At 73.5% G+C, this 16,476-nt stretch carries 13 protein-coding genes and 1 tRNA gene; 3 read left to right on the top strand and 11 right to left on the bottom strand.

The genetic code is table 11. From position 1 onward, the window contains the following. The first annotated feature begins 12 nt into the window (after positions 1-12). The gene (rpsT, locus tag ACZ45Q_RS07640; RefSeq protein WP_468256372.1) at positions 13-279 is read left to right on the top strand and encodes a 30S ribosomal protein S20; all 267 of its coding nucleotides are present in this window, start codon (positions 13-15) and stop codon (positions 277-279) included. A 256-nt stretch (positions 280-535) separates the two neighbouring features. Here the strand turns inward: rpsT and ACZ45Q_RS07645 are convergent, their stop codons facing one another. From ACZ45Q_RS07645 to leuS, 9 genes are all read right to left on the bottom strand, one after another. Continuing rightward, entirely contained in the window at positions 536-931 is a 396-nt protein-coding gene (locus ACZ45Q_RS07645) for a nuclear transport factor 2 family protein (RefSeq protein WP_468256375.1), read from the bottom strand. A gap of 59 nt (positions 932-990) precedes the next feature. Beyond that, a complete protein-coding gene (gene holA / locus ACZ45Q_RS07650; RefSeq protein WP_468256378.1) occupies positions 991-1,980 on the bottom strand; it encodes a DNA polymerase III subunit delta in 990 nt (329 codons plus the stop codon). A gap of 182 nt (positions 1,981-2,162) precedes the next feature. Next, complete coding sequence (locus tag ACZ45Q_RS07655; RefSeq protein ID WP_468256381.1) at positions 2,163-2,408, bottom strand: hypothetical protein; 246 nt, start codon at positions 2,406-2,408, stop codon at positions 2,163-2,165. A 58-nt stretch (positions 2,409-2,466) separates the two neighbouring features. Next, on the bottom strand, positions 2,467-3,306 hold the full coding sequence (locus ACZ45Q_RS07660) for an arylamine N-acetyltransferase family protein (RefSeq protein ID WP_468256384.1): 840 nt from the start codon (positions 3,304-3,306) through the stop codon (positions 2,467-2,469). Between the two features lie 31 nt (positions 3,307-3,337). After that, complete coding sequence (locus tag ACZ45Q_RS07665; protein WP_468256500.1) at positions 3,338-6,055, bottom strand: ComEC/Rec2 family competence protein; 2,718 nt, start codon at positions 6,053-6,055, stop codon at positions 3,338-3,340. A 164-nt stretch (positions 6,056-6,219) separates the two neighbouring features. Further along, positions 6,220-7,440, bottom strand: coding sequence for a ComEA family DNA-binding protein (locus ACZ45Q_RS07670; RefSeq protein ID WP_468256386.1), 1,221 nt, complete (start codon positions 7,438-7,440; stop codon positions 6,220-6,222). Between the two features lie 338 nt (positions 7,441-7,778). Then, positions 7,779-8,624, bottom strand: coding sequence for a DegV family protein (locus ACZ45Q_RS07675; RefSeq protein ID WP_468256389.1), 846 nt, complete (start codon positions 8,622-8,624; stop codon positions 7,779-7,781). A 133-nt stretch (positions 8,625-8,757) separates the two neighbouring features. After that, complete coding sequence (locus ACZ45Q_RS07680) at positions 8,758-9,492, bottom strand: hypothetical protein (RefSeq protein WP_468256392.1); 735 nt, start codon at positions 9,490-9,492, stop codon at positions 8,758-8,760. Positions 9,493-9,668: 176 nt separating this feature from the next. Further along, positions 9,669-12,548: a leucine--tRNA ligase gene (gene leuS, locus ACZ45Q_RS07685; protein WP_468256395.1), complete on the bottom strand. Its 2,880-nt coding sequence runs from the start codon at positions 12,546-12,548 to the stop codon at positions 9,669-9,671. Between the two features lie 510 nt (positions 12,549-13,058). On the opposite strand from leuS, the gene ACZ45Q_RS07690 reads away from it, so the two are divergent. Together ACZ45Q_RS07690 and ACZ45Q_RS07695 are read left to right on the top strand one after the other, a co-directional pair. Continuing rightward, a complete protein-coding gene (locus tag ACZ45Q_RS07690) occupies positions 13,059-14,333 on the top strand; it encodes a cytochrome b/b6 domain-containing protein (RefSeq protein WP_468256398.1) in 1,275 nt (424 codons plus the stop codon). Continuing rightward, positions 14,330-15,943 carry an NADH-ubiquinone oxidoreductase-F iron-sulfur binding region domain-containing protein gene (locus ACZ45Q_RS07695; RefSeq protein ID WP_468256401.1) on the top strand — a complete coding sequence of 538 codons (1,614 nt, stop codon included), beginning with the start codon at positions 14,330-14,332 and terminating at the stop codon, positions 15,941-15,943. Before ACZ45Q_RS07690 ends, ACZ45Q_RS07695 begins: the two co-directional genes overlap by 4 nt. A gap of 60 nt (positions 15,944-16,003) precedes the next feature. Here the strand turns inward: ACZ45Q_RS07695 and ACZ45Q_RS07700 are convergent. Together ACZ45Q_RS07700 and ACZ45Q_RS07705 are read right to left on the bottom strand one after the other, a co-directional pair. Next, a tRNA-Ala gene (locus tag ACZ45Q_RS07700) sits at positions 16,004-16,076 on the bottom strand. Between the two features lie 103 nt (positions 16,077-16,179). Next, on the bottom strand, positions 16,180-16,413 hold the full coding sequence (locus tag ACZ45Q_RS07705) for a hypothetical protein (RefSeq protein WP_004988233.1): 234 nt from the start codon (positions 16,411-16,413) through the stop codon (positions 16,180-16,182). Positions 16,414-16,476 lie beyond the last annotated feature (63 nt).

The raw sequence follows: 16,476 nt of genomic DNA on the forward strand, positions 1-16,476 counted from the left end.
AAAGGCTCATTCGTGGCGAACATCAAGTCCCAGATCAAGCGGATCAAGACCAACGAGAAGGCCCGGCTGCGCAACAAGGCCGTCAAGTCCTCCCTGAAGACCGCGATCCGCCGGACCCGCGAGGCCGTCGCCGCGGGTGACGTCGAGAAGGCCGTCGAGTACCAGCGCGTCGCCGCGCGTCAGCTCGACAAGGCCGTCTCCAAGGGCGTCATCCACAAGAACCAGGCCGCCAACAAGAAGTCGGCGCTGGCTCAGAAGGTCGCCGCTCTCAAGGGCTGAACCACCCATCTGGTCTGATCGCCGGAAGGACCCAGGGCGGGCCCTCTCTCATCCGCTCCCGACCGGCACCCCGGACCCGTGCGCGGCCTGCGTTCGCCACGCGGGCACGGGTCCACGAGCGTGAACCGAAGGCCTCGCCTTCCGCCCTTCCCCAGGGCGGCGGGCGGGGCCTTCGGCGTTGCCCTCCTCAGTCGGTGTGCTCGCCGTCCTCGTTCTCGTCGGTGTGGTGTCGCCCGGGCGCGGGACCGGTTCCCGGCTACGACCAGAACTCGTTGTTGGCGTCGATGTCCTCGACGCACTCGTCGAGGTCGGTGATCTTGTCCCCGACGATCCGGAAGACGATGCACCCGGTGTCGTCGAGGCGCTTGCCGTTGCGCTCGGCCGTGAAACGCATCATCCCGACCGCGTGGCCCCGGCCGTCGACGCAGGTGCCGATCAGTTCGCCCTGCATCGTCCCGCCGGTCTCCGCGCCGAGCCGCTCGTACATCTCGATGATCGCGTCCACACCCTTGAAGTCACCCGACAACGGGTGCTCTCCGGGTACGTGGTGCGTGGCGTCCGACGCGATCAGTTCCCGCAGGGTCTCCATGTCACCGCGTGAGAAGGCCTCGAAGCCTCTGCGTACCAACGCGGCGTGAGGGTGTTCAGCCATGGCCCTCGCCACCTTTCCCTTGCTCGGCGACGTACGGCTGACAACCCGATTCTCCTCCTCTACGCCCTGCCCCTCGACCGCGCCGCACGGGCGATGGTGACGACCGCCTTCTCCAGCGCGTACTCGGGGTCGTCGCCGCCGCCCTTCACCCCGGCGTCCGCCTCGGCGACCGCCCGCAGCGCCACCGCGACGCCGTCCGGGGTCCAGCCCCGCATCTGCTGACGCACCCGGTCGACCTTCCACGGCGGCATCCCCAGCTCCCGGGCGAGGTCGGCGGGCCGTCCGCCGCGCGCCGACGACAGCTTGCCGATCGCCCGCACGCCCTGCGCGAGGGCGCTGGTGATCAGCACCGGTGCCACGCCCGTGGCCAGGGACCATCTCAGCGCCTCCAGCGCCTCCGCCGCCCGGCCCTCGACCGCCCGGTCGGCGACCGTGAAGCTGGAGGCCTCGGCCCGGCCGGTGTAGTACCGCCCGACGACCGCCTCGTCGATGGTGCCCTCGACGTCGGCGGACAGCTGGGCCACCGCGGACGCCAGCTCCCGCAGATCGCTGCCGATCGCGTCGACCAGCGCCTGGCAGGCCTCCGGGGTGGCCGACCGCCCGGCGGTGCGGAACTCCGCCCGGACGAAGGCCAGCCGGTCCGCCGGCTTGGTCATCTTCGGGCACGCCACCTCGCGCGCGCCCGCCTTGCGCGCGGCGTCCAGCAGGCCCTTGCCCTTTGCTCCGCCCGCGTGCAGCAGCACGAGGGTGATCTCCTCGGCGGGGGCGCCGAGATAGGCCTTCACGTCCTTGACCGTGTCGGCGGCCAGGTCCTGCGCATTGCGTACGACCACGACTTTGCGCTCGGCGAAGAGCGAGGGGCTGGTCAGCTCGGCGAGGGTGCCGGGCTGCAACTGGTCCGGGGTGAGGTCGCGTACGTCCGTGTCGGCGTCGGCGGCCCTGGCGGCGGCCACCACCTCCTGCACGGCACGGTCGAGCAGGAGGTCCTCCTGGCCCACGGCGAGTGTCACCGGGGCGAGAGGGTCGTCGTTCGCAGTCTTCCTGGCCATTGCGACAAGGATGGCACGGGGCACTGACAGTGGGGGCGGCGGTGCCGGGGGGGCCGGGGGCCTGGGCTCGGGCTCCCGGGGCCCGGGGCTTGGCTTTCGGGGGCTCGGGGCCCGGGGTTCCGGTCCCGGGGTCCGGGTCCCGATGGCTCGGGCGGCGGAGGTTCCGCGGTTCCGACGGCCGGCTAGGGCTCCTCGCGCCAGCCGTCCCACCGGGCCGCGAACTCGTCCAGCTCCTCGGGGTCCAGCCGTTCCTCCTGGTCGCGCAGGACGACGAGCCACTGGGCGTCCTCGGCGTCGTCCTCACCGGCCAAGGCGTCCCGGACGATACGGGGCTCCTCAGCGAGGGCGAACCGCTCCCCGAGCGCCTCCGCGGCCTCTTCCGCGGCGTCGCGGTCGGGGAGCACGAGCAGATGTCTGACGTCACTCACGTCAGCCATTGTCCGGCACCGCCCCGGATCACCGGCGACGGGCCCGAGGACCGCATGCTCAGCCGCTCGGGGCGGCGCGGCGCACCGTCGGTACCCGCGGCAGTTCGATGCCGAACCGGTCCCGGTAGGCCCGGAGCACCTCGTCGTCCGTGCCCAGCTCGCGCTGCTCCCGTCTCCCGTCGGGTGCCGTCAGCGTCAGCCGCCGTCCGCTGAGCGTGACCCTCCCGCCGTCCTCCGTGAGCCGGGAGCAGACCAGAGAGCGCAGGAAGGGCGAACGGGGCGAGGTGCTGTGCCACCAGGCCCCGACCACGAAGTCGTCGAGCACGCGCGGGCGCGGCTCCAGCCGGTACACCGGCTTGCCGTCCCGCAGGACGTCCAGGTCCGCGGCGCGGGCCGAGGGGTGGCCGCCGCGCACCCCGGCGGCGTCCGGCCCCGCCTCGGCGATGCGGAAGGTCCCGCCCGGGTCCGCCTGCTCGCCCCGCTCCCCCAGGGCCAGCGGATAGTGGCTGTGCGCTCCGAACCCGACGTCGGCCAGGCAGTCACCGCCGTCCACCGTCCGCACCCTCAGCGCCAGATGGTCGTAGGGAATCCCGAGCCTGCCCTCGTCCGCGTACCCCCGGGCGGCGAGCAGGGTCACCTCATAGCCCAGCGCGGTGAGCAACGCGGCGAAGGCGCCGTTGAGTTCGTAGCAGAACCCGCCGCGCCGCGCGCCCGCCAGTTTCTCCACCAGCCGCTCCTCGTCCAGGTCGACGGCCTCGCCGAGGTGCACGGACAGATTCTCGAACGGCACCGCACGCAGATGGCGCACATGCAGCTCACGCAGCACCTCCAGGGTGGGCCACGCCGGGTAGGCGGCTCCCAGCCGACGAAGGTAGGCATCGACCTGTGCGGATCTCATGCCCTCAGTCTCCCGCCCGGCGTCCCCGCTCTCAGTCCGCCGCCACGCCCAGCCTCTCCGCGGTGCCCGTGACCGCCAGCGCTCCGTCCCGGTCCGTCCGCATCACCGTCGCGCCCTGGGCGTGCAGCGCCCCGAGCGTGCCGGGGGCGGGGTGTCCGTACGGGTTGTCCTCACCGCAGGAGATCAGCGCCAGTCTCGGGGCGACGCGGCGCAGGAGGTGCGGGTCCTGATACGCCGAGCCGTGATGGGCCACCTTCAGCACGTCCACCCGGTCGAGGCTCGCCGCCGCCGGTGATCTCGCCAGGGCGCGCTGGGCCGGGGGCTCCAGGTCGCCGAGGAGGAGCAGGCGCAGCCCGGCCGTCCGGACGAGCAGGCTGACGCTGGCGTCGTTCGGCCCTTCGGGGGCGGGCGCCGCGGCGGGCCCTGCGGGCGCCGGCGGCCACACCACCTCCCAGGACAGCTCTCCGGCCCGCCGGGCCTCCCCGGCGACGGCGTGGCGGAGGGGGATCCGCCGGGCCGCCGCCTGTCTGCGCACGAAGTCCGCCTGGTCCGCGGGTTCCTCGAAGCCGGTGGTCTCGATGGCGCCCACCGCCCGCCCCCGCAGTACGCCGGGCAGCCCCGCCACGTGGTCGGCGTGGAAGTGCGTCAGCACGACGAGCGGGACCCGGGTGATGCCGAGCGAGCGCAGACAGCGGTCGACGAGCAGCGGATCGGGCCCGGCGTCCACGACGACACCCGTGTCCTCCCCGGCGGCCAGCACCAGGGCGTCGCCCTGCCCGACGTCGCACATCACCAGCCGCCAGCCCGGTGGCGGCCAGCCCGTGACCACCCGGGTCAGCGGCGGCGGCTGCACCACGGCCAGGACCAGCAGCACCACGCAGACCCCGCACCACCACGGGCGCCGCAGCAGCCGTCGGCCGACGAGCAGCACCACGACCGTGACGACGGCGAGCAGTGCCGCCCCGCCCCAGGTGCCGGGCCAGTCCACGCCGGCGCCGGGCAGCGCCGCCCCGGTGCGCGCCACCCCGGCGAGCCATTCGGCGGGCCAACTCGCGCACCACGCGAGCGCCTTGGCCACCGGCATCGCCAGCGGCGCCGTCGCCAGCGCGCCGAACCCCAGCACGGTGGCCGGCGCGACCGCGAACCCCGCGAGCAGGTTGCACGGCACCGCGACCAGGCTCACCCGGGCCGACAGCACGGCCACCACCGGCGCGCACACGGCCTGCGCGGCGGCTGCGGCGGCCAGCGCCTCGGCGAGCCCGGGCGGCACCCGGCGCCGGCGCAGGGCGGTGCTCCACCGCGGCGCGAGGGTGAGCAGGGCGCCGGTGGCCAGCACGGAGAGCAGGAAGCCGTAACTGCGGGCCAGCCACGGGTCGTAGAGCACCAGCAGCAGGACGGCCGTCGCCAGTGCCGGCACCAGGGATCTGCGCCGCCCGGTGGCCAGGGCCAGCAGCGCCACGGCGCCGCAGGCAGCGGCGCGCAGCACGCTGGGCTCGGGCCGGCACACGACGACGAACCCGAGCGCGAGCGCGCCGCCGAGCACGGCCGTCGCCCGCAGCGGGATGCCGAGCCGGGGTGCCAGGCCCTGCCGCTCGCTGCGCATCGCCAGGCCCGGTGGTCCCAGCAACAGCGCGAGCAGAATGGTGAAGTTGGCCCCGGACACGGCGAGCGTGTGCACGAGGTCGGTCTCCTCGAACGCCTCCTCCAACTCGGGTGTGACCCGCGAGGTGTCCCCGACGACCAGCCCCGGCAGCAGCGCCCGCGCGTCCGCCGGCAGTCCGTCGGTCGCCTCCCGGAGCCCGGCGCGCAACCGTCCCGCCAGCCGCTGCGCCCCGGACGGCTCGGCCGACACCTCCGGTCCTGTCTCGCCCCGCACCCGCAGCACAGCGGCGATCCGGTCGCCGCCGCCCGGCAGGGGCGGTGCCGTTCGCGCCGTCACACGCAGCCGCGTGGTGGGCAGGAGGCCGAGCCACGGAGAGGCGCGGTCGCCCTCGGCCGCGGCGGGCCGTGTGCCGCCGGGGTCGACGATCAGCAGCACCGGCGTCCGGGCGGTCAGCGTCGCGCCGTCCGGACGCCGCACCCGTCGTACGTCGGCGCGGATCACCACCGTCGGCCGAGCGGCGTGATCACCATGGACGCGGGGCCGGGTGAGCCGGGGGTCGGAGGTGACCTCCACCTCGGCGGTGACCGTGGCGTACCGCCGCGCCAGCTCGGGCACGGGCCCGCGACGCAGATCCGCCCCGTGCAGCCCGGCCGAGACGGCGGACGCGGCGACACAGAGCAGCACGGCGGCGACCGCGGCGCCGGGACGGCGGCGGGAACGCGAACTCAGGCCGGGACGGAAACGGGAGCCGAAGCCGCTACCGGAGCCGGAGCCGGAGCCAGAACCCGAGCCGGGACCGGCGCCGAGCCCGGGACCGGTACCGGTACCGAAGCCCGAGTCCCAGCCGGAGCCGGCACCGGGACCGGAGCCCAAGCCGGCACCGAGATCGGAGCCGACGCCGGAGCCGGAGCCGATATCACAGCCCGAGCCGGGACCGGCATCGAGGCCGGAGCCGACGCCGGAGCCAGAGCCGACGCCGGGACGGGGCCGGGAACGGAGGCGGCGGCCCGGGCGCACCGCCAGCAGGACGACCGCGACCGCCAGGCAGACGGTGCCGACGACAGCGAGCCGGCCGGGCGGAGCGCCCAGCAGCAGCGCCGCCGTACCCCAGGCCGCGAGCGCGGGTGGCACGAGCCGCAGGTCCATCGGCCCGTCCTGCCGCGGGCTGGCGGCACCGAGCCGGTTGCCGGAAGCGGCGTGCACCGGGGACCGGTCACCCGCCGGTGGCCCGGCGCCCGCACCGGGCCGCCGCACCTCATGGCGACCGGCACCCGAGCCCGGCACCGGACCGGCGATCTCTTCCCGCCGCCTCATGGCCGCACGAGATTCCGCAGATCGGCGAAGCGGCGATCGCCGATGCCGTTGACCTCGCGCAGTTCGTCGACCGAGCGGAAACCGCCGTGCTGTGTGCGGTAGTCGATGATGTGCTGGGCCAGTACGGGGCCGACGCCGGGCAGGGTGTCGAGCTGGTCGGCGGTCGCCGTGTTGAGCGAGAGGGGAGCGGCGGGTGCCGCTCCGGGTACGGCACCGGCCGCTCCTCCGGCCGACGGCCCACCCGCTCCCGGGCCGGCCGCCGCCCCGGCACCCGTGACCCCGTCCGCTCCCCCGCCGCCGTTCGGTCCGCCGACGACGATCTGCTCGCCGTCGACCAGGAAGCGCGCGCGGTTGAGCCCGTCGGTCTCGGTGCCCGGGCGCACACCGCCCGCCGCACGCAGGGCGTCCTGGACGCGTGCCCCGGCGGGAAGGCGGTGGACTCCCGGATCGCGGACCTTGCCGGCGACGTCCACCACGATCTCCGCCCCCGGCGAGGCCGTGCCGCTCGGCGCACCGGACGCGGCAGCGGGTGCCGCCGCGGTGCCGGCTCCGTCGCCCTGCGCGCCGTAGGCCGGGGCCGCACGGACCACCTCGGGCGGACGCACGTGCTGGGTCCGGCCGGTCCAGAAATGCTGCGCGGCGAGGGCCGCGGCGGCGACGAGGACGACCGTGAGCGCGAGCACGCTGCGCCGTTCCAGGCCGCAGCGCGCCTGCAACCACAGCGGCATGCGCTCCCGCAGGGCAAGTCCCGCCCGCTGCCGCCAGGACCCGTCCCGCACCGGCCGACCGGTCTCGTCGCCCTCGCCGACCGGCGGAGCGTCCCCTCCGGGCTCCGGCACCGGTCGACGGCCCTCCGCTCCCCCCGTCGGGCGAACGGCCTCTCCCGGCTCCCCCTCCGGCCGGGCGAGCGCTCCCGCCTCCCGCTCATCGGCATGGTGCTCCGCGCGCACCGGCCCCGTCCTGGTGCCCCCGTCGGCCGCCGCGGCGGCCTTCCCCCGCGGCGGTCCCTTCCCCGCTCCTTGCCGGGACACCGCGCCCTCGCCGAAAAGCGTCTCCGCTCGTCGGCGCAGTTCCTCCGCGGGCGCACGCCGGCGAAGGTGCCGCGCGCGTCCGCGAGCGCGGGGCGGGCGGCGATGCCGGGTGCGGACGTCGGATGCGGGGCCGCGGCCCGGGCCGCTGGTCGGACGGGCCATGTGAACAGGTGATCGCAGTGCCATGCCACGAGGATCCGGCAGCCCGCCACCCCCGCGATGATCATGGTCGATTCCCGGGGATCACCGCCCGGTTGTGGACAACTCCGTCACCCACACAGGCGAAACCGACCCACCAACAACCGGCCGCGGGCCAAAGACCACAGACCACAGCCCCCCACACCAGCGACCGCGATCACGACCACAGACCGGCGCCCGCGACCACAGACCAGCGACCGCGATCAGCGATCAGCGATCAGCGATCAGCGACCCGCCATCCCCGACCCCCGACCCGCCACTCCTGACCCGCGACCCGCCACCCGCGCCCAACCGATGACCCCACCCCCAGGAAGCCGCACGCCAGTTCACCGCGCCGCCACCACAACCCCCAGCAACCCGGGCCCCGTATGCGCCCCGATCACCGCGCCGACCTCGCTGACATGAAGGTCGGCCAGGCCCGGCACCCGGGCCCGCAGCCGGTCCGCCAGGGCCGCGGCGCGGTCGGCGGCGGCGAGATGGTGGACGGCGATGTCCACCTTGGCGCCGCCCGCGCGCTGGGCGGCGATCTCCTCCAGGCGGGCGATCGCCTTGGAGGCGGTCCGCACCTTCTCCAGGGGCTCGATCCGTCCCCCGCTCAGTTCCAGCAGCGGCTTCACGGAGAGCGCCGAGCCCAGCAGCGCCTGGGCCGCCCCGATCCGGCCGCCGCGTCGCAGATAGTCGAGGGTGTCGACGTAGAAGTGGGCCGACGTGCCCGCGGCGCGTTTCTCCGCGGCTGTCACGGCGTCGTCCACCGTGCCGCCGCCGTCCGCCGCCTCGGCCGCGGCGAGCGCGCAGAAGCCCAGGGCCATCGCGATCATCCCGGTGTCCACGACCCGCACCGGGACGGGCGCCTCGCGGGCCGCCAGCACCGCCGCGTCGTAGGTGCCCGACAGCTCGGCGGAGAGATGGAGGGAGACGATGCCGGTGGCGCCGGACTCGGCGACCCTGCGGTAGGTCTCGGCGAACTGTTCGGGGCTGGGCCGGGAGGTGGTGACCGGGCGTCGCTTCTGCAGGGCCTGGGCCAGCGAGCGGGTCGAGATCTCGGTGCCCTCTTCCAGGGCGCGGTCACCGAGGACCACGGTCAGCGGTACCGCGGTGATGCCGTGACGCTCCATCGTCGGGGCCGGGAGGTAGGCCGTTGAATCTGTGACGATCGCGACATGGCGGGACATGAGCTGGAGGTTACCTGGCGTAGTGCCCGTGCGGCAGTCCGGGCCCGTCACCGCCACGGCAAGGGCACGGGCGTGAACGCCGCGGCGGGTGTGGACGGGCAGGCGGACACGGGCGACACCGGCGTCGGCACGGTCAGGTCGTGCTCTCGGGCCTGGCCTTCTTCTGCCAGGGGTAGGCCGGGCGCGGGTCCGGCGGGGTGATGGCCGGCGGGGCCTTCTCCTCCGCGGGGCTCTGCTCCCGGTCCTGCGGCCAGGTCTGCCGGCCGCCCTCGCCGTCGGCGGCGGACGCCTCGGGCCACGGCGGCGGCGTCGCCGCACTCTCCGTCCGGGTCCAGTGCCGCAGGGCACCGGTCTCGACGTCGATCTGGGCGCTGAGCGTGTCCAGGTCGTCCTCGGCGAAGTGCCGGGCGCGATCGCGGGCCGCCCAGCGCAGGGAGTCGGCCGCACCGGTGACGCGCTCGGTGCGCTCGCGCAGCTCGGGCAGGCGCTCGGCGAGCCTGGCACGGTCGGGCTCGGACTCCAGGCGCCTGAGTTCGCCGTCCAGTTCGTGCCCGTGCGCGCTGAGCCGCTGGAAGAGGGCGAGGGACTCCTTCAGGGACTCGTCCTCGGCCACACCCGCGTGCAGCGCGTCCTGCGTGGCCCGCATCGAGGTGCGCAGCTTCAGGCGCAGCTGGGCGAGCTCGCTCGCCGGGCCCGCCTGGACCAGGGACTTGGCCCGCAGTGTGTGGTCCTCGACCGTGCGGCGGGCCTGGGTGATGTGGCGGTCGGCACTGCGCTTGGCGGCGCCGACCACCTTCACCGTGGCGTAGGCGCCCAGGGCGACGAGGAGCACGAAAAGCAGGGCGAAGACCACGATCACTGCTTCCACGGTGCTCCTCCTTCGGCACGTCTGCCGTCTCGTGGCGCACGACGCGCCGCTCTTCCACCGTAAACGCAGCGGGCAGGCCCAGGGTTCCAGCAGAACCCCGAACCTGCCCGTAAGGGTCTACCCGGACCGCTCCGAGCGTCTCGGCCTCACGCGGCCGCCCCGGGCCTTCACCCGTGTCACGCCGGAACGATGTTCACCAGCTTCGGTGCCCGCACGATGACCTTGCGGACCCCCGCCCCGCCCAGCGCGGCCACGACCTTCTCGTCGGCCAGGGCCGCCTTCTCCAGTTCCTCCTCGGAGATGGAGGGGGCGACCTCCAGGCGGGCCTTGACCTTGCCCTTGACCTGGACGACGCAGGTGACGGTCTCGTCGACCACGTAGGCCGGGTCGGCGACCGGGAAGTCCTGGTGGACGACCGAGTCGGTGTGGCCCAGCCTGCGCCACAGCTCCTCGGCGATGTGCGGGGCCAGCGGGGCGACCATCAGCACCAGCGCCTCGGCGACCGGCCGCGGAACGGGGCCGCCCGCCTTGGTCAGGTGGTTGTTCAGCTCGGTGATCTTGGCGATGGCGGTGTTGAACCGCATGCCCTCCAGGTCGCCGCGCACCCCGTCGATCGCCTTGTGCAGGGCGCGCAGCGTCTCCTCGTCGGGCTCGGCGTCGACGACGGTGACCTCGCCGCTGTCCTCGTCGACGACGTTGCGCCACAGCCGCTGGAGCAGCCGGAACTGGCCCACCACCGCGCGCGTGTCCCACGGCCGGGAGACGTCCAGCGGGCCCATCGCCATCTCGTACAGGCGCAGCGTGTCGGCGCCGTACTCGGCGCAGATCTCGTCCGGGGTGACCGCGTTCTTCAGGGACTTGCCCATCTTGCCCAGCAGCCGGGAGACCCTCTCGCCCTGGTACCAGTACCCGCCGTCGCGCTCCTCGACCTCGGCGGCGGGCACCGCGATGCCGCGGCTGTCGCGGTAGACGTAGGCCTGGATCATGCCCTGGTTGAACAGCTTGTGGAACGGCTCGGCGGACGAGACGTGCCCCAGGTCGTACAGGACCTTGGACCAGAAGCGCGCGTACAGCAGGTGCAGCACGGCGTGTTCGGCGCCGCCGACGTACAGGTCGACGCCGCCGTGCGGCATGCCCTCGCGCGGGCCCATCCAGTACCGCTCGATCTCGGGGTCGACCAGCTGCTCGGTGTTGTGCGGGTCCAGGTAGCGCAGTTCGTACCAGCAGGAACCGGCCCAGTTGGGCATGGTGTTGGTCTCGCGCCGGTACTTCTTGGGGCCGTCGCCCAGGTCCAGGGTGACGTTCACCCAGTCCTCGTTGCGGGACAGCGGCGTCTCGGGCTGGGTGTCGGCGTCGTCCGGGTCGAAGGTGCGCGGGCTGTAGTCCTCGACCTCGGGCAGCTCCAGCGGCAGCATCGACTCGGGCAGGGCGTGGGCGACGCCGTCCTCGTCGTAGACGATCGGGAAGGGCTCGCCCCAGTAGCGCTGGCGGCTGAACAGCCAGTCGCGCAGGCGGAAGTTGACGGTGCCCTCGCCGACGCCCGCGGACTCCAGCCACTCGGTGATGCGCGCCTTGGCCTCGGCGACGCCCAGGCCGTCCAGCGACACGTCCGCGCTCGTGGAGTTGACGACCGCGGCGTCGTACGAGGAGAAGGCGTCGTCCCAGGTCGCCGGGTCGGTTCCGCGGTCGTCGGTGGGTTCGACGACGCACCGCATGGGCAGCTCGAAGGCGCGCGCGAAGGCGAAGTCGCGGCTGTCGTGCGCCGGGACGGCCATGATCGCGCCGGTGCCGTAGCCCATCAGGACGTAGTCGGCGATGAAGACCGGGACCTGCTCGCCGTTGACCGGGTTGGTGGCGTAGGCGCCGATGAAGACGCCGGTCTTGTCCTTGGCCTCGGCCTGCCGCTCGACGTCGGACTTGGCGGCGGCCTGCGCGCGGTAGGCGGCGACGGCCTCGGCCGGGCTCGCGTGGCCGCCGGTCCACGCCTCGCGGGTGCCCTCGGGCCACTCCTGGGGCGTGAACTTCTCCACCAGCGGGTGCTCGGGCGCCAGCACCATGTACGTCGCGCCGAACAGGGTGTCGGGGCGGGTGGTGAACACGGTGATGCGCTCGCCGTCGATGGGGAAGTCGACGCGGGCGCCCTCGGAGCGGCCGATCCAGTTGCGCTGCTGGAGCTTGATGGCCTCGGGCCAGTCCAGCTCCTCCAGGTCCTCCAGCAGCCGGTCGGCGTAGGCGGTGATGCGCATGTTCCACTGGCGCAGCTTGGCCTTGAAGACGGGGAAGTTGCCGCGCTCGGAGCGGCCCTCGGCGGTGACCTCCTCGTTGGCCAGCACGGTGCCCAGGCCGGGGCACCAGTTGACGGGCGCGTCGGAGGCGTAGGCCAGGCGGTACTCGCCCAGGATGTCGGCGCGCTCGCGGTGGCTCAGCTCGGACCAGGCACGGCCGCCGGGGACGGGGCGCTCACCCGACTCGAACCGGGCGACCAGTTCGTCGATCGGGCGGGCGCGGCGGGCCTCCTCGTCGTACCAGGAGTTGAAGATCTGCAGGAAGATCCACTGGGTCCACTTGTAGTAGTCCGGGTCGATCGTGGCGAACGACCGGCGCTTGTCGTGGCCCAGACCCAGCCGGCGCAGCTGGCTCTGCATGTTCTTCATGTTGGCCTCGGTGGACACGCGCGGGTGCGTGCCGGTCTGCACGGCGTACTGCTCGGCGGGCAGGCCGAAGGCGTCGAAGCCCAGGGTGTGCAGGACGTTGTGGCCGGTCATCCGCTGGAAGCGGGCGAAGACGTCGGTGGCGATGTAGCCCAGCGGGTGGCCCACGTGCAGGCCCGCCCCCGACGGGTACGGGAACATGTCCATGATGAACTTCTTGGGCTTGGCCGCCGTCTCCGGATCGCCCGCCAGGTCACCGGTGGGGTTCGGCGCCGCGTACGTGCCCTCGGCGTCCCAGAAGTCCTGCCAGCGTGCCTCGATCTCGGCCGCCAGGGCCGCCGTGTAGCGGTGCGGCGCGGCATCCACCGGCATGCCGGTGGCGGCAGCGGGGTTCGTCTCGCTCATGATCCTCAAAGCTCCATCGATCGTTACTGCCTGCGGCTCGACCTTCCGGAAGTGTTCCGGAAATGAAAAATCCCCTCGCACAGGAGGGGACGCCGCGCCGATTCCGACCATCCGGAGCGCCGGTGGTCGGGACTGATCAGCGCGGCTCGCTAAGCAGGAGGCGTACGGCACGCATGGCGTCAGGGTACCGCAGTCGCCGAGCGGGCCGCGACGGGCTTGCGGAGCGCCCGGGGCAGCCCCGCCGGAGACCCCGCGACGCCCCCGCTCCCGGCCGCAAACCTGAACCAAGGTCAAAGATTACTCGGCGTAACAGTCACTAAGGGGCATTACCGCAACCAGATTGTCGTTTGATAACAGCGCAATAACTCAAACCTCGTACCGACGGGTACGGCGCGACCTAGAGTGCGGCAGCGGGACCGCTCTTTCCCGAACCGCTCGGAGTCGCCCCATGAACCCCTCACGCAGTACCCCACCGCTCCCGTCCCGCGTCACGACGTGGGGAGGCCTGCCGTGGTGACCGCGGACGGCATCGCCGACACCACGAACGACAGCACGGTCGACACCTCGTTCGCGGAGTTCCTCAACTTCGGCGCGGGGGTCCTCTCGCTCGTCCTGCTCAGCTGCTCGGTCGTCTGGGGCCTGGTGGCGCAGGACCGGATCCTCCTCGACGCCCGCCGGCGGATCATGGCGCAGGCCGTGCACCGGATCACGGCCATCGCCTCGATCGTCTTCCTCCTGGTGCACATCGGGGTGAAGCTGGCCCTGGAGCACACCACGTGGGTCGCCGCGGTGATCCCCTTCGGGCTGCTGGCCACGGACTCCGAGGAGTTCGCCAGTCGCGAGGTGCTGATCGGCTTCGGCACCCTGGCCGGCCTGCTGATGCTCTTCGTGGGCGTCACCGGTGCCCTGCGCAACCGCTTCGCCGCCCCGGCCCTGATCGCCTCCCGCTGGCGCGCCATGCACATGCTGGCCTATCCGGCCTGGTGCTTCGCCCTGCTGCACGGGCTCTACGCGGGTCGCGCGGCCAAGCCGGTCTTCGTGGTCCTCTACGGCCTGTCCGTGCTGGGCGTCATGGCGGCCCTGGCGCTGCGCGCCGCCCCCCGTCCGGTCAAGCGCAGGGTCGCCGACGCGCTCGGCGGGCTGTTCGCCGACCGGGAGTGGCCGGACCGTGAGGCGCTGGAGGAGAGCCGGGTCCGTGCGACGGCCGGTGCCGCCCTGCCCGGCTACGAGCCGCGGGCGGACGGCTCCGGCGGCCCGCTCGGGGGCTTCGGCGGTCAGTGGGCGGCCCCGCCGCCCCCGCGCTTCGAACCGGCCGAGCGCCCCGTGCCGCAGGAGCAGCCGGCGAACGGCTTCTCGGCGGCCTACCGGGCCGTGTCCGGCACCTCGGTCCCGCGGCAGCCCCTCGCGGCCGAGCGGACCGCCCCGATGGAACCGCCCCTGGACCCGCGTCCCGGCCAGGGAACGGACCGCGGCGGCAGCACCTCGGGCAGCTGGCCCGTCCCCTCCCCGCCGCCGGTCGGCGAGGCTCCCCCGTCGGCGTACGACCCGCTCGTCGACACCGGCCACACCATCCCGGCCTACGGCTCCACGGACGCCGGCGGCTACGGACCGAGTGATGTGTACGACACCGGTGAGACGAACACCGTCCACGACACGTACTACCCGAACGACACGTACAACAGCGGTCCCGCAACCGAAACGACCCCCGGTGCCACCTACGACTTCACCGTGGACGCACCGGGTTCGGGCGAACCCTGGAACACGCCTTCCGGAGGCCTGAAGTGAACGAGGCCCTGCCCGACGTACCCGAAGTCCGCGTGGTCGGGCTTCCCCAGCTCACGTCGGGCTTCGACCTTGTCGAACGACTGGATCTGCCCATGCACCTGAAGGTGCACGGGCCACTGGAACCGATGGGCGGCGAACAGCTCGCCCAGCTCGCCGAACGCATCAACCTCAGGGGCCGCGGCGGCGCGGGCTTCCCCTTCCACAAGAAGCTCCGCTCGGTCGCCGAGTCCGCGATCAAGCGCGGGGTACGGCCGGTCGTCGTCGTCAACGCCAGCGAGGACGAGCCGGCCTGCCGCAAGGACACGGTGCTCGTCAACCGCGCCCCGCACCTCATCCTGGACGGCGCGCTGCTGTGCGCCGAGGCGCTGGGCGCCCGCACGCTCGTGGTGGGGGTCACCCGGGAGTCCACGCAGCGCTCCATGGAGGCCGCGCTCGCCGAACGGGGCCTGAGCAACGGCCGCCGCTCGGCCCTCCGCGCGCGTGTGCAGCGCAACCCCGTGCGCATGGTCTCCGGCGCGGCGGCCTCGCTGATCCGCTCCATCGACGGGGGCCCGGCGCTCCCGCCCGGCCGCAAGATCAGCGCCTCGAAGAGCGGCGTGGGCGGCGCCCCGACGCTGCTGTCCAACGCCGAGACCTTCGCCCAGCTGGCCATCGCCGCCCGCATCGGCCCGGAGCGCTACGGCAACACCGGCCTGTACGACGAGCCGGGCACCGTCATGCTCACGGTGTCCGGGGCGGTGGCCCGCCCGATGGTGATCGAGCTGCCGACGGGGGTGCCGCTGCGCTACGTCCTCCAGCTGGCCGGCGCCCCGCCGGTGCCGCAGGGCGTGCTGACCGGCGGCTACCACGGCAGGTGGATCGACGCGGCGGCCGTCGACGAGGCGATCGTCTCCCGCAACTCCCTGGAGGCGGTGGGCGGTTCGCTGGGCGCGGGCGCGATCCTGCCGATCGGTCAGGAGACCTGCCCGCTGGGCGAGTCGCTGCGGGTGGCGCAGTGGCTGGCCGAGGAGAGCGCGGGCCAGTGCGGCCCCTGCTACCTCGGGCTGCCGGCGGCGGCACGCGGCATGGAGGACATCCTCAACGGCGGCGGGCCGGCCGCCCTGGAGGCGCTCAAGCAGGTCGCCGGGAACGTCAAGCGACGCGGCGCCTGCTCGCACCCGGACGGCTCGGCGATGTTCCTGGAGTCGACCGTCAAGGCGTTCACCGACGACCTGGCCGCCCATGTCCTCGGCAACGGCTGCGGACGTCCCGTGCACGGCGTGCTGCCCCTCTTCGAGGGGGGCAGGGCCCCGACGGGCATCCCGGGCGGCGGCGCGGACGGCGAGAACGGGCCCAGCCGGCAGAAGATCTACGTCGACTGGACGCTGTGCCGGGGCCACGGCCTGTGCGCGGACATCCTCCCGGAGGTCTTCCAGCTCGGCGCCGACGGCTTCCCGACGGTCGCGCAGGCGGAGGTGCCCCGCTACGCGGAGGCGAAGGCGCTGCGCGCGGTGCGCCGTTGCCCGGCGCTCGCCCTGCGGATCGAGCAGGACACGCGCGGCCAGGCGCCCTCGCGCAGCAACCTGCCGGTGCTCTCCCCGGGGCGCGGGCGCCGCGCCCTCGGGCGCTGAGCGGGACGGCGGGGACGAAGAAAGATCCCCGGGTCGCGACGACCCGGGGATCTTTGTCTGTGGAGCTAAGGAGAATTGAACTCCTGACCTCTTGCATGCCATGCAAGCGCTCTACCAACTGAGCTATAGCCCCTTTGCCGTGTCCCGGGGTTTCCCCCGGCGGCGACGCCAACATTACACGGTCGACCCGGTCCTGCGCCAAATCGTTTCCGATTTGCCCGATTCGCCCGGACTGGTCAGGCCGTGACGAACGAGTAGAACCGCTTGAGCGTGCAGTGCTCTTCGAGGAGCCGGCCGTAGATCGGCTCGCCCTCCAGTTCGCGGTACGTCTCGATCGGGTCGCCTTTTATGATCAGCGCCCGCGCGCACTCCTCGCACCAGTACTGGTACTCGGGATTGAGCGGCTCCATGTCGCGGACGATCGGCGTACCGCTGCCGCACCAGTCGCACTTCCGCCTGTGTGCACCCATCGATTCAGCTCCAGCTGTGGCCGCAGGCCGTGCACACGTAAGAGATCCCGCCGTTGTCGCCGA

The sequence above is a fragment of the Streptomyces sp. NPDC031049 genome (assembly GCF_055571015.1).

Coding starts and splice junctions, on each gene's coding strand:
- ACZ45Q_RS07645 (WP_468256375.1), bottom strand. CDS start 931: ATGGCTGAACACCCTCACGCCGCGTTGGTACGCAGAGGCTTCGAGGCC.
- holA (WP_468256378.1), bottom strand. CDS start 1,980: ATGGCCAGGAAGACTGCGAACGACGACCCTCTCGCCCCGGTGACACTC.
- ACZ45Q_RS07660 (WP_468256384.1), bottom strand. CDS start 3,306: ATGAGATCCGCACAGGTCGATGCCTACCTTCGTCGGCTGGGAGCCGCC.
- ACZ45Q_RS07665 (WP_468256500.1), bottom strand. CDS start 6,055: ATGGACCTGCGGCTCGTGCCACCCGCGCTCGCGGCCTGGGGTACGGCG.
- ACZ45Q_RS07670 (WP_468256386.1), bottom strand. CDS start 7,440: ATGGCACTGCGATCACCTGTTCACATGGCCCGTCCGACCAGCGGCCCG.
- ACZ45Q_RS07675 (WP_468256389.1), bottom strand. CDS start 8,624: ATGTCCCGCCATGTCGCGATCGTCACAGATTCAACGGCCTACCTCCCG.
- leuS (WP_468256395.1), bottom strand. CDS start 12,548: ATGAGCGAGACGAACCCCGCTGCCGCCACCGGCATGCCGGTGGATGCC.
- ACZ45Q_RS07705 (WP_004988233.1), bottom strand. CDS start 16,413: ATGGGTGCACACAGGCGGAAGTGCGACTGGTGCGGCAGCGGTACGCCG.